Source organism: Piscibacillus salipiscarius JCM 13188 (assembly GCF_001311865.1).
GTDB lineage: Bacteria > Bacillota > Bacilli > Bacillales > Alkalibacillaceae > Piscibacillus > Piscibacillus salipiscarius.
Map to the genome: position 1 here is coordinate 1 of NZ_BBCD01000007.1, position 14,042 is coordinate 14,042.

Sequence of the window (14,042 nt, forward strand, 5' to 3'; positions counted from 1 at the left end):
AGTAGTGAGTTTGGGGAAGCCCGCGCCGTGCCTACGGAAAGCGAAGCATTTTGACGCAGCTAAAAATGAAGACGAATATTAGGGATTGATCTCTCCTCTAATATTCGTCTTCTTCTAGATTAATACATATTTTGTCCCAACCGCTTTTTTGTTTTTATCTAACTGGCATAGACGACTCAAAAAGTCCTGGTATAGTGAATGAACCGTCTGATCAATATCTTCCTCACGAATTCCAAACATCATCGATACATCTGATGAACCTTGGTTAATCATTTGAATATTGACACCTGCTTTAGCAATTGCAGTCGTAGCAATAGCAGCAACATTTACTCTCCGACTCATTCCTTCACCGACGATCACAACCATTCCTAAATTGTGATTAATATCAATGTTATCTACATTTAGTTCTTGTTTAATTCGTCTAAGTAAGCGTTCTTCTTTCTTTTCTGTTAATTGATCTGATCGGACAATAACAGACATACTGTCTATCCCTGAAGGTGCATGCTCGAATGAAACACCTTCTTCAACTAAAATATTTAAAAGGTTTCGACCAAACCCTAGTTCCCTGTTCATTAAGTATTTACCAACATATATGCTTGAGAAGCCTTTATCACTTGCAATACCTACCACTGGTCCATTATGTTCCTCTTTTTCAGCTACAATCATTGTACCTGGAGCAGCTGGCTCGTTAGTGTTTTTAATGCAAACAGGAATGTTCTTATTAAATGCCGGGATTAATGCTTCATCATGAAATACAGAGAAACCAGAATATGACAACTCACGCATTTCTTTATAAGTTAAAGCTTTGATTTCTTTTGGACGTTCAACAATATTTGGATTAACACAATATACAGAACTTACATCTGTAAAATTCTCATATAGCTCAGCCTCAACACCTGCAGCTACAATCGAGCCAGTAATGTCCGAACCGCCTCTTGGGAATGTGGTTAAAACTCCTTTTTCTGTGTAGCCAAAAATCCTGGAATAACAATTATTCCATCTTTGTCCCTAAGTTGATTAATTTTTTCATAACTGGAATCCAGTACTTGCGCATCCCCTGGCTGATCACTCACAATAATTCCTGCATCTTTTGGATTGACATAAGTAGCGTTTAAACCAATTTTGTTTAAATAAGCACTCAACACTCTTGCTAATGAATCTTCACCCATCGCTTTAAGTGCGTCTTTTAGATGCGCAGTATTATTTGTTTCATTTATAACATAGGTTGTTTCTTTTTTAACGCGACCTACAACGTCATCAGACAAGCCCAATTCTTGAGTAATAGATAAAAAACGGTCCACAATTTGATTTAATGTTTGGCTCGTATCTTGTCCACTGATGTGCTGTTCTCCAAGCTTAATAAATAAATCAGTTACTTTTATATCTTCATCATATCGTTTCCCTGGTGCAGAAACGACGATAAATTTACGCTTTTCGTCTTCTTTAATAATATTAGCAACTTTTTGTAACATCTTAGCGCTCGCAACTGAACTGCCACCAAATTTAGCAACTTTCATGTATGATCCCCTTCCGAATATGTAATACATTTTTTACATTTTATCATTATGTATGTCATTAATGAAACTTGAAATTGTAGAGAACTCTGAAGAATCACGCAATATTTTAAAGCATAATAAGTTTACACAAACTTTTAAGAATAAAAATAACACCTCATTAAATGAGGTGCCTTTTAATCAAGATTTTACTGTTATTTATGTTTAATTTCTGAAGAGAAGTACCAACCATTTGTTAACATAAATCTCATTTTCATTAATTAACCTCCTCTTTTAACAAAGTTAAGAGGAGGTTAGGATTCTTTAGCTAACTTTATGTTCTAATCGTAATTTATCGGCAATCATAGCAATGAATTCAGAATTAGTTGGTTTTGCTTTAGAAACGCTTACAGTATAACCAAATATAGATGATAACGAATCAATATTACCTCGATTCCAGGCAACTTCTATTGCGTGACGAATCGCTCTTTCTACACGTGATGCCGTTGTATTATATTTTTTCGCAATATCTGGATATAAAACTTTTGTGATTGAACCTAAAAGCTCGATATCATGATAAACCATTGAAATGGCTTCTCGTAAATACATGTAACCTTTAATATGAGCGGGAACTCCTACTTCATGGATGATGGAAGTAATATTAGCGTCTAAGTCAATTTTCTTTGCGGGTTTAACTGCTGACTGGCCTGGCTGAGTGGACATTGGTTTTTGTTGAATGGCACCTGCAGCTTGTAAAACCTGCTCTTTGAGCAAGTCCAAATCAAACGGTTTCAACATATAGTATGTAGCACCTAACTCAACAGCTTTCTTAGTAACAGATTCATGGCCAAACGCAGTTAACATAATTACATTAGGAAGTTCATCGACTTCTAATTCACGCATTTTTCTAGAACAGCTAAACCGTCAAGATGTGGCATAATAATGTCTAAGATGAGTACGTCTGGATTGGTGTCTTCAATTAATGTTAAGCATTCTCTACCATTATACGCTGTTCCCACTACTTCGACCAATTCCTCCTCACCAAAATAATTCTCTAACATGGTGACTAAGTCCCTGTTGTCATCTGCAATCCCTAAACGTACTTTTTCCATTAATGTAAACCTCCCAGATTTTTCTTCTGTCTTCACTTAACTTTATTCCATGTAATCCTGAAAAATCCTTCTTTTATCCGAAAAAATTTAAATTATTTATATTTTTATTTAAATTCTAATAATTTCTTCTTTTTACGACAATTTTTGAGCTTTTTTAAAATTCTTTGTCGATTATATTAAATATACAAAAATAAAGCACCAATCATATCGATTGATGCTTTAAACGTTTTAGCTGGCTTTATTTAATTCTTCATCTGACTCTATTTGTAACCCTGCTTCATTTAACATCCATTCTACATGTACACCATAGCCGCTTGTCGGATCATTTAAGAAAACATGTGTTACTGCCCCAACTAATTTTCCATCTTGAATAATTGGGCTTCCACTCATACCTTGTACGATGCCACCTGTTTTCTTTAGCAATTCAGGGTCAGTTATCTTAATAACCATCCCTTTAGTCTCAGGATTCTTACTTGGTACACTGCTAATTATTTCAATATCAAATGATTTAACCTCATCATCTTCAACAACGGTTAAAATTTTAGCTTTACCTTCCTTAACTTCATTAGATTTTGCAACAGGAATTGGATCATTATGGTTTTTTAAAATTGACTCATTATTTAATTTACCAAAAATACCGTAATCACTATTGATTGAAATGGTACCTAAACTATCGTCATCCATAGAAAAGCGTGCTTTCTTTTCACCGGGGGTACCATTTTTACCTTTATTAATTGACGTAATGTCAGAAGTTACAATTTTACCATTATATATGTCAATTGGTTTTTCGTTTGATGATCCATGATAATGTGACCTAATGCACCATACTTCTTAGTATCTGGATGATAAAAAGTAAGTGTCCCAATACCTGCAGTTGCATCTCTGATAAATAAGCCTAAACGATAAGCCTCATCTTTTACATCATATATTGGATTAATGGACAAAGGAAAGATGTGCTCTTTTCGTTTTAAGAGTAGTTCTACTGGCTTCTTACTCTCTTCAAGTTTCTTCATCTCTTGGATAAACGCATTCATGTTTTCAATTTTTTCACCGTTTAATTGAAGAATAATATCACCAGTTTTAACACCAGCTTGTTCAGCTGTTGAGACTTTACCATCATCAGTTTGAACAGGACTAAAACCTACAACAATCACACCAGTTGTGTGTAATTTAACACCGACGGATTGACCGCCAGGAATGACTTCACTAACAGTTTCAGCGGAAACATGCGAGAATGGAATTAAAAACGAAACAAGGAGAATTAATTGTATGATTTGGCGAGACTTTTTCATGTTGACACTCCTCATTTCTTGATTAAGCTGTATGCTTAATTTGAGCATTTCGCATGCTTTTTAAACGATTAAAACACATGTAAAACAGTTTAAGATTTCCTACTTTGTGTATTATTGATGTGAATAAAAGTATAGGTGGATTTTAATAAGAAAAAGCGCCTTAGAGTTTACACTTTAAGGCGCATCCTATGCTTTAACGCTATTTCTTGCCTGCTTAATTAATTCTTCAGCATGTTGTAACGTTGTATCTGTAATTTCAGCACCTGACATCATGCGGCTTATTTCAAGAACAGCTTCTTTACGGTCTAACTCTTTGACTGCTGTCGTTGTACGATGGTCATTTTGATCCTTTTCAATAAGTAAATGTTGATCTGCCATGGCTGCAACTTGTGGTAAATGGGTAATACATAACACTTGAGAGTCATTTGATATTTGATGAATTTTTCTGCAATGGATTGTGCCACTCGCCCACTAACACCTGTATCAACTTCATCAAAAATAACACTTGTCATGTTTTGATGTTCTGCAAAAATACTTTTAAGTGCTAACATAATCCTCGATATTTCACCACCAGATGCTACTTTTTGCATTGGTTTAAGCGGTTCACCTGGATTTGTACTTATCATAAACTGGATTTGGTCTAAACCATTTTTAGATAACTTTATTGTTTGACCTCTCCAATTTATATGCCCTTCAATCGTATTGAATTGAACATCAAATTGAGCTTTATCTAAATATAAATCCTTTAATTCAGCATGAATTGCTTGTTTAAGATTTTCACTTATTTGCTTTCGAACTTCATGTAACTGTTCTGCTTCTATAAGTGTGTCTTTTTCAACCTCATTTATTTGTTGTTCTAGCGAATGTAGATGAGTATCTTTATTCTCTAGTTGTTCTAATTCTTCTTCCATTTTAGCCATTAATTCCAATAATTCATTAACGTCTTTACCATATTTTCTCTTCAAACGATTAATTTCATGCAATCTTTTTTCAATTTCATTTAATCGCTCAGGTTGAAATTCCAGTTGATCTAGCTGATTTCTGAGGTCAAATGACAATTCTTCAATAGCATAATAATGATTTTTTAGATGTTCTGAAAGGTTTTTAAATGATTCGCTAACATCCTCTAGTTGCTCAAGTGAGGTCATCGCATGACTAAGAAAATCTAAACCCTTATTCTCACCATATAAGGCATAATACGTTGTTTGCAAATTTTCAAAAACCCGTTCAAAATTGGCTAACTGCTGACGTTCATCTTCAAGTTGTGAGTCTTCATCAATTTCTAGTTCTGCTTCAGTTAATTCATTATACTGAAATTTAATTAAATCAATTCTTTGTGCAATTTCTTGTTCATTTTCGGATAAATCTTTGTATCGCCTTAATAACCGTTCATAATCGTTAAACAAGATTAAATAAGATTCCTTCACTTGCGTTAACTTCTCATGTTGATATTCATCTAACAACTTAATATGTTGCTCAGGTTGCATTAGTGATTGAGTTTCATGCTGACTATGTATGTCTATAAGTGCTTGGCCAACTTCTTTAAGTATCCCTAACGTAATTAGCTTGCCATTAACCTTGCAAATGCTCTTACCTTTAGATGTAATTTGCCTCTGCAAAATTATACTTCCTTCATCATCTAAAGGAATATCAAACTGCCTTATAACGTTATATACCTGATGTTGATCATCTTCGATAAAGAAAATTCCTTCTAAGTTTGCACGATCAGCTTCATGTCTAACAAATTCAACAGAAGCTCTTGCTCCAGCTAACAACTGAATAGCATCAATAATAATGGATTTACCAGCTCCTGTTTCACCTGTTAAAACGGTTAAACCGTCTTTAAAACTTAAAGAAATTTCATCAATTATAGCAAAGTTTTTAATATTAATTTCTGCTAACACGTTAGCCACCTCAATTTAATTCAACATATCATTAAAACTGTCATATACTTCAACGCATTGTTCTGGAGAACGGCAGATGATCATACATGTATCATCACCACATAGTGTACCCATTATTCCATTCCAATCTAATTGGTCTAAAAGCGCTCCGACTGCTTGAGCATTCCCAGGAATTGTTTTTAACACAATAAAATGATCTGCTCGATCTATTGATACAAAACTATCTGTTAACATTCTTCTTAATTTTTGAACAGGATCATAACGTTGATCCTGAGGCAAACTATATTTATAAGTCCCATCATGATTAGGTACTTTTACTAATTGCAGTTCTTTAATATCCCTTGAGATCGTTGCTTGTGTAACAGGATAACCTAATTCATGGAACCGCTTTACCATTTCATCTTGAGTTTCAATCGTCTCTTTAGATATTAATTCACGAATTTTCATCAATCGCTGTGCTTTTTTCACTTAAATACCACCAACTTAATTATTCGATTTTTTCTTTTGGCTAAAGTCTTGGTGTGCTAATTGAACCACTTCACTAATGCGAGATGAGTTTATATCTGTTTGTGGTACGTCACCCGTCCATCTTGCATGCAGTAAAAACTCAATATTTCCATCTCCACCTGTAATTGGTGAGTAATCTAATCCAAGTAAATCAAAACCTTCATCATAAACAAAATTCGTAATGGTTCGAATAACTTCTTCATGAATTTTTGGATCTCTAATGATACCTTTTACCAACTTGTTCTCGTCCAGCTTCAAATTGGGGTTTTATTAGAGCGACAATATCAGATTGGTCTAATAATAAATGCTTTAATACAGGAAAAATTAATTTTAATGATATGAACGAAACATCTGTCACAGCCATATTTGGAAGGCCATGATTTAAATCATCTAGTGTAACATAACGAAAGTTTGTTCTTTCCATAACATGTACTCTAGGGTCATTTCTTAATTTCCAATCTAATTGATTATAACCAACATCTATGGCATATACCTCTTTCGCGCCATTTTGCAAAGAACAATCCGTAAATCCACCAGTTGATGAGCCGATATCCATGACTAGACGGTCATTTAATGAGATCTTAAAAACCTTTAACGCTTTCTCAAGTTTAAGACCACCTCTGCTAACATATGGAATAGCTTTACCTTTTACCGTTACGTCTATAGCAGGATCTATTTTCAATCCTGGTTTATCTAAACGTTCTGTATGATGAAATACCAAACCAGCCATAATTGAACGCTTTGCTTTTTCTCTTGAATCAAAAAACCTTTTTCAACTAAAAATGTATCTAAACGAACTTTCTTACTCATACTCTAAGCTCTTTTCTCTTTTGTTGGGACCATCTCTTTTAACTGATCCATTACTCCGCTCTTTGTAAGACCAACTTCTTCAAGCAATTCATTTACGCTACCGTGCTCAATAAAGCGGTCAGGAATACCCATTCTTTTTACATAAGGCATTGGTTTATTTTCTTGTTCAAAAAATTCAAGCACTGCACTACCAAACCCACCTTTAAGAGCATGTTCCTCTAAGGTCAACATTGGGATTTGACTCTTATATAACTCTTTAAGCAGTTTGGAATCGAGTGGTTTAATAAACCTTGCATTGACTACTTTAATGGAATAATCTTCTTTTTCAAGTTCATTAGCAGCATCTAACGCTAAATCAATCATCGTGCCAAAGGTTAAAATAACCGCATCCTCACCTTCTTTGAGAACTTCCCACTTTCCAATTGGTAGTTTTTGAAGTGGTCTCTCCTCAGGTGCCGATTTGGCGTTACCTCGTGGATATCTAACGGCTATTGGTCCACTTTGATGCTCTAATGCTGTGTAAACCATATCCTGGCATTCATCTGCATCTTTAGGCATCATAATCGATATATTTGGTAAATCTCTAAGGAAGGATATATCAAATACGCCTTGGTGTGTCTCACCATCTGCACCGACTAATCCTGCACGATCAATTCCAAATGCTACATTTAAGTTTTGACGGCAAATATCATGCACAACTTGGTCAAAACCTCTTTGCAAGAATGTGGAATAAATCGACAAGAATGGTTTTAGCCCTTGAGTTGCTACACCACCAGCTAATGTCGTTGCATGCTGTTCAGCAATTCCTACATCAAAAAGCCTGTCCGGAAATTTCTTTTTAAAATCTTCAAGTTTTGAACCAACTGTCATCGCAGGAGTTATAGCCACTACATCTCGGTCTTTGTCGGCAACTTTCATAAGTGTATCGCTTACAATTTTACTCCAACCAGGACCATTAGACGCTTTTTTCATACTTTCTCCTGATTCAATTTTATAAGGGCCAACGCCATGCCATGTTCCAATTTTATCGGATTCAGCTGGTTGGTATCCCTTACCTTTTTGGTTATGACATGAACGAGTATTGGTCCTTCTGTCTTTTTAGCATATTGAATGGAATTAAATAAATCATCAAAATCATGCCCATCAACAGGTCCATAATAAGTGAATCCCATTTCTTCAAAAAACATGCCTGGCACAACTAAATACTTCATACTGTCTTTAACACGTTCAGCAGCAGTGGCTAAACGACCGCCAACAGCCGGTACTTTTTTCATAAGCCATTCAAGCTCATCTTTAACCCAATTGTATTTTTGCCCGCTTCTTAATCTACCTAGTATATTGTGGAGCGCACCAACGTTTGGAGCAATCGACATTTCATTATCATTTAAAATTACAATTATATTCTTCTTTTCACTTCCAATATGGTTTAAAGCTTCTAAAGCCATGCCACCAGTTAAGGCACCATCACCTATAACTGGCACAACAGAATGGTCCTCTCCTTTAATATCCCTAGCAATTGCCATACCCATTGCAGCAGATAAAGAAGTTGAACTATGCCCTGTTTCCCAAATATCATGTTCGCTCTCATTCATTTTCGGGAAACCACATAGACCTTTGTATTGTCTTAATGTTGAAAATTGATCAGTTCTACCTGTTAACATTTTATGAACATAAGATTGATGTCCTACATCCCAAATAAATTTATCTTTAGGGCTATCAAAGGCATGATGCAACGCTAATGTTAATTCTACTACACCTAAATTAGGTCCTAAATGTCCTCCAGTAACAGACAGTTCTTGTATTAGGAACTGTCTAATTTTTCACTTAAACCTTTAAGTTCTTCAATTGATAATGCTTTAATATCTGAAGGATGTTTAATTTCTTTAAGATCCAAGTGGACCACTCACCTTTATACTATATTTCTTGCTTATTATTTTTCTTTTTTAATGAAGGTAAAAATTCGTATATTCAGTTTATTTTCTACAAAAAATGCTAATTTACCTGCAAACAATATAATTTGTGTGGATTTCGTCATTGCTAATGTTTTTCCAAAAGCCTTACCACCAACAGTAAGTGCTGCTACAATGCTAGTTAACACAATTGAAAGGGTTGGTCTCCCTGTATTAAATACATCAACTAATTGTGTTACCACTAATGCCGCAGCTGTACCACTAACAATACCAGCAATATCACCAATTACATCGTTACAAAACGATGCAAAACGGTCAGCATTTCTGACAATAACAATTGATTCTTTTGCACCTGTCACTTTTTCGGCTGCCATGGCATGAAAAGGTTGTTCAGTCGCAGCAGCTGCTGCTATTCCCATCATATCAAACACAACGCCTATAAAAACAATAATAAATACAATAATTAATCCAATTGTCCATATTGTCCCGTCTAAAGCGACATTAGATACAATTGAAAAATGGCCGCTAACACGAAAGTGATAACGGCGATACTTATACTAAATTTAGTGATCTTTTTAAAGTTTTTCTATTCATAAATACCTCGTAGTTGTACAAATTAAAAACAAACACTTTATATGTAGATAGGGATGGTCACTTAAAAGGTAAATATTGCGGCTTAGGTCCAGTAGGTTTTCCCAATCCGGTGCCGTGTGTTGCCACATCGGTGGTTCCCCTTTAAACCGAACTTAACTGCGTCACCACAGCTAGACTGGACTACCACTTAGTCCACACTACAATCCCTTTTAAGTGTCCCGAGAACAGTCTAGGAGTTTTCCTCGACAGTCTTTAACCACTTCCTAGCCTCTTTTGCAGTGTTTATTTCATACAATGTCAACAGCACGTCCTCGGTGGCCATCCGATTCAATGCTTTTAATTGTAATCCCCTAAACACCACTCAAGGCAGGCTACGCTGCAAATAAGGATCCTAACCTTATAGTGCAGGTTCATACCCCATTTCGTACCCCATTAAGCGCGATTAATGGGGCACAATAATGGGCCTCCGCGGAAGTAGGGTCAACGCCCACATGCCTTTGTGGATCGCCCTACAACCTTAACTCCCAGCATTGACCCAAGGCTGGGCGCCTCAAGCCAACACCAGGAACTTCATCGATGTGCCCTTTGGCGGATTTTTAGGCCCGCCTTCAGAAGTGGAGGACCGACTAGAATACTGCACCACCCCTATTGCAATGACTATTTTACCATATTCGGGCGATTGTAACAATTATTTGGGGTTAAGAATGACGATTACCAAAGACATCTAATAGTTCTAACAATAAAGGCTGATCAATACCTGACTCACCATACTTCTCCTTAGCTAATCCCATATATTTCTCTTTTATTTTCATTGCTTCATCTAAACCTAAAATTTGAGGATATGTGCTTTTATTACGTTCTTCATCGCTGCCAACAGGTTTACCAATAACAGCTATATCACCCTCAACATCTAAAATATCATCTTGTATTTGAAAAACTAACCCTAAATATTTACCAATTCATCTAAAGCTTCTATTTGGGGAGGTGTTGCCCCGCCTAAATATGCTCCAATTTTAATTGCTGCTCTAATAATGGCCCCTGTTTTGAGCTGATGTATGTCATTTAACTCAGTTTCTTCTAATTGCCTGTCTTCTGCTTTTAAATCTAAATGTTGGCCAGCAATCATTCCTTCATAACCAGCAGATTGACTTAACTGTTGGATCGTATAATTTTTCTTCTGCTTCCAATTGCGAGGACGTGGAAACGACATTAATGCGTAAGTTAAAAGTCCATCACCAACTAATATAGCAGTTGCTTCATCAAATCTGCGGTGTAAGGTTGCTTGCCCTCTGCGAAAATCATCATCATCCATAGCTGGCAAATCATCATGGATTAATGAATATGTATGAATCATTTCTAACGCTATTGCAGGATCAACAATCTTATCTGTATTATTTTTGAAAGCTTCATAAGTCACCATCATTAAGATTGGTCTTAGCCTTTTCCCCCCCGCTTCAATGGAATAAAACACAGCCTGTTTGAAATCATCTGGGATGTTTAATTGATTTAACCTATCGATTAGTATGGAATTAAGATTAAGTTGCTGGTCTTTAATATATTGTTCAATCACGATTAGATTCTTCCTCCATTTGATATGGTACAGCTTCACCTGACTCTTTCATAACTTCAGTGATTTCTTCTTCAACTGATTGTAATTTTTGATTACAATAATTCGACAACTTCATACCTTCTTTATAGTATTCTATAGCTTGTTCAAGCGGAACATCACCTTCTTCTAACTTCTCAACAATACCTTCAAGCTTTTGCATCGCTTGCTCAAACGTCAATTCTTGTTTTTGGTTATCATCAGTCATAGCTATTCTCCTCCTTTGTTTCAATTCCAGAAACTTGACAGTCAATCAATCCATCCTTTATTGAGATTTTAACGCGTCACCTTCGGCTACCTGCCTTGTTGACTTAATAATCTCATCGCCTTTAAACGTGATGGAATATCCCCTCTTCATCGTTTCTAATGGATTTAATATGGATAATTTGTTTAATTGATTTTGGAATTGACTGTTTTGATTGGTTATTTCTTTTTTATTGCTTGATTTAAACGATTTTTCTTATAGGATAATTCTTGGCTCTGCTGAAGTACCATTGACATTGGTTTAAACGTAAAAAGCCGCTTTTGTGACTGATTTAGTTCTGTTTGTTTTTGTCTAAAATAAGTTTTGATTGTTCGATTAAGTCTTTGTACATGCCGATCTAAATCCTGTTCCTTTTGCCTTGTTAAATGAATTGGATATTTAAATGCATATGCCTGATTTAGGGACCTTAACCTGTCTTTATATGAATTTAAACGATACTGTAAGGTTTGTTGCAGCCTGTTAGTGTCTGTTAACAACTGCTTTTTAAGATCTAAAATTGAAGGTACAGCTAATTCAGCAGCTGCAGTTGGAGTTGGCGCTCTTAAATCTGCAACAAAGTCACTAACTGTGAAGTCTGTTTCGTGTCCCACGGCTGAAATAACTGGAATTTAGATGAAGCAATTGCTCTTGCTACAACCTCTTCGTTAAATGCCCATAACTCCTCAATTGAGCCTCCACCTCGACCGACAATAATCGTATCAAATTGATTTATTTTATTAGCAAACTGAATCGCACGAACAATGGAAGGTGCAGCTTGTTCACCTTGAACAGATACAGGGAAAATGGTCCGTCTAGCATTTGGATATCGCCTTTTTAAAGTGGTTATAATATCACGAACGGCAGCCCCTGTAGGAGATGTGATGATTGCTATCCGATTTGGGAATTTAGGTATTGGTCTCTTTCGTTCTTGATTGAATAGTCCTTCGAATTCCAATTTCTTTTTCAATTCTTCGTAAGCTAAAATAATGCGCCAATTCCATCTGGCTGCATACTCTGAACATATATTTGATACTGCCCTTGAGGTTCATAAACAGATAAATCGCCTCTGACTAACACTTTCATTCCATTTTCAGGTTTAAATTTTAAATAACGGTTTTGTGAGGCAAACATCACTGCTGAGATTCTTGCATTTTGATCTTTTAGTGTAAAATACATATGTCCTCTTGAGTGATGGTTAAAGTTTGAGATCTCCGCTTGAAGCCAAACATTTTTTCAGATGTGAATCCGTATCAAATTTACGTTTTAATATATTTGGTCAAAGCTGTAACAGTCAAATATTGTTTCTCCACTCGTAAAACTCCCTTTTATATGAAGCTTTTTGCAACTTTAACAGTATTATGTAAAAGCATTGTAATTGTCATTGGGCCGACACCTTTTGGAACGGGGGTAATTTTCTGTACTTTATCTTTAACCGCTTCAAAATCAACATCACCAACTACCCTACCATCATCTAAAAATGTATTTCCAACATCAATGACGACTGCTCCTTCTTTAACGTCTTGTGCCTTAATGGTAGCTGCTTTACCTGTTGCAACTATTAGAAGGTCAGCTTGCCTTGTAATTTTAGATAATTGTTCAGTCTTAGAATGACAGTACGTTACCGTTGCATCTTGATTTAAGAGTAACTGCCCTACTGGTTTTCCGACAATGTTACTTCTTCCTACAACAACTGCATGTTTCCCTGATAAATCAACTTGATAGTATTCTAACAGTTTCATAATCCCTAGTGGTGTACAGGGTACTAATGAATCATGACCAATTTGCATTCTTCCAATATTAATTGGGTGAAATCCATCTACATCTTTAACAGGGTCAATATATTCAAGCACTCGTTTTTCATTAATATGATTAGGAAGAGGTAGTTGAACTAAAATACCATGTACTGTATTGTCTTCATTCAATTTATTGATCTGTTCAAGTAGTTCATCTTCAGAAATATTTTCATTCAATTCGATGACTTGTGATGCTATTCCTACCTTATGACACGCTTTTTGCTTCATTCTAACGTATGTTTTTGATGCGGGGTTTTCACCGATAATTAACACAGTTAATTTAGGGTGAATGTCGCTATCTATTAATACATTAACATCCTCTTTTATATTTTCTCGCATTTCATTTGCGAGGACATTTCCGTACATAATTGTTGCAGGCATCTTTTTCACCTACTCTCTCTTACATAAATTTAGACAGAACGCCGTTTATAAACTTACCTGACTGATCTTCATTAAATCGTTTCGCTAACTCCACAGCTTCGTTGATTGTAACTTCTCTAGGTACATCGTCAACATAAAGCATTTCATAAACAGCGATTCTAAGTACCGTCTTTTCAACCGTTGCAATACGATTAAACGACCATTTTTCGAGTTTATCCGAAATAGCTTGATCTATTTCACTTAAGTGTTCTAACACGCCTGTTATCAGTTTTTTTACTGTAATCATTTAAATCTTCTAATGTTTCACTAATATGATCTATTGAAACATCTTTATTGATATCTATTTGGTATAATGCTTGAATAGCTTTTTCTCGAGCAAAAGTTCTTTCTTTCATA

At 35.5% G+C, this 14,042-nt stretch carries 5 protein-coding genes and 9 pseudogenes; all 14 read right to left on the reverse strand.

Annotated features, from left to right (window positions below):
- Positions 1–114: 114 nt before the first annotated feature.
- The 14 genes and pseudogenes from JCM13188_RS21740 to nusB all read right to left on the reverse strand — a co-directional run bounded on the left by JCM13188_RS21740 (position 115) and on the right by nusB (position 14,041).
- Positions 115–666: an ACT domain-containing protein gene (locus JCM13188_RS21740; protein WP_439646617.1), complete on the reverse strand. Its 552-nt coding sequence runs from the start codon at positions 664–666 to the stop codon at positions 115–117.
- Positions 667–753: 87 nt separating this feature from the next.
- Positions 754–1,547: pseudogene (locus JCM13188_RS21745) on the reverse strand (amino acid kinase family protein); the annotation flags it as partial.
- Positions 1,548–1,817: 270 nt separating this feature from the next.
- Positions 1,818–2,605: pseudogene (gene spo0A / locus JCM13188_RS06260) on the reverse strand (sporulation transcription factor Spo0A).
- 228 nt (positions 2,606–2,833) lie between these two features.
- A pseudogene (spoIVB, locus tag JCM13188_RS20540) lies at positions 2,834–3,945 on the reverse strand (SpoIVB peptidase).
- Between the two features lie 138 nt (positions 3,946–4,083).
- Positions 4,084–5,801: pseudogene (gene recN / locus JCM13188_RS06275) on the reverse strand (DNA repair protein RecN).
- A 15-nt stretch (positions 5,802–5,816) separates the two neighbouring features.
- Positions 5,817–6,269, reverse strand: a complete 453-nt coding sequence (gene ahrC / locus JCM13188_RS06280; RefSeq protein WP_054752893.1) for a transcriptional regulator AhrC/ArgR — start codon at positions 6,267–6,269, stop codon at positions 5,817–5,819.
- Between the two features lie 15 nt (positions 6,270–6,284).
- Positions 6,285–7,118, reverse strand: a pseudogene (locus JCM13188_RS06285) (TlyA family RNA methyltransferase).
- 3 nt (positions 7,119–7,121) lie between these two features.
- Positions 7,122–9,012 (reverse strand): annotated as a pseudogene (gene dxs / locus JCM13188_RS06290) (1-deoxy-D-xylulose-5-phosphate synthase).
- Positions 9,013–9,048: 36 nt separating this feature from the next.
- Positions 9,049–9,459 (reverse strand): hypothetical protein, encoded by a 411-nt coding sequence (locus JCM13188_RS06295; protein WP_369404858.1) that lies wholly within the window; start codon positions 9,457–9,459, stop codon positions 9,049–9,051.
- A 1,020-nt stretch (positions 9,460–10,479) separates the two neighbouring features.
- Positions 10,480–11,045 (reverse strand): annotated as a pseudogene (locus tag JCM13188_RS06300) (polyprenyl synthetase family protein); the annotation flags it as partial.
- A gap of 139 nt (positions 11,046–11,184) precedes the next feature.
- Positions 11,185–11,436: an exodeoxyribonuclease VII small subunit gene (gene xseB, locus JCM13188_RS06305; RefSeq protein ID WP_054752895.1), complete on the reverse strand. Its 252-nt coding sequence runs from the start codon at positions 11,434–11,436 to the stop codon at positions 11,185–11,187.
- Positions 11,429–12,782, reverse strand: a pseudogene (gene xseA / locus JCM13188_RS06310) (exodeoxyribonuclease VII large subunit). Before xseA ends, xseB begins: the two are co-directional and overlap by 8 nt.
- Before the next feature lie 15 nt (positions 12,783–12,797).
- Positions 12,798–13,646: a bifunctional 5,10-methylenetetrahydrofolate dehydrogenase/5,10-methenyltetrahydrofolate cyclohydrolase gene (locus JCM13188_RS06315; RefSeq protein ID WP_054752897.1), complete on the reverse strand. Its 849-nt coding sequence runs from the start codon at positions 13,644–13,646 to the stop codon at positions 12,798–12,800.
- 19 nt (positions 13,647–13,665) lie between these two features.
- Positions 13,666–14,041: pseudogene (nusB, locus tag JCM13188_RS06320) on the reverse strand (transcription antitermination factor NusB).
- Between the last annotated feature and the right edge of the window lies 1 nt (position 14,042).

Bases quoted from the DNA above. Each gene is read 5' to 3' on its own strand.
- xseB (WP_054752895.1), bottom strand. From the start codon at position 11,436: ATGACTGATGATAACCAAAAACAAGAATTGACGTTTGAGCAAGCGATG.
- JCM13188_RS06315 (WP_054752897.1), bottom strand. From the start codon at position 13,646: ATGCCTGCAACAATTATGTACGGAAATGTCCTCGCAAATGAAATGCGA.
- JCM13188_RS21740 (WP_439646617.1), bottom strand. From the start codon at position 666: ATGATTGTAGCTGAAAAAGAGGAACATAATGGACCAGTGGTAGGTATT.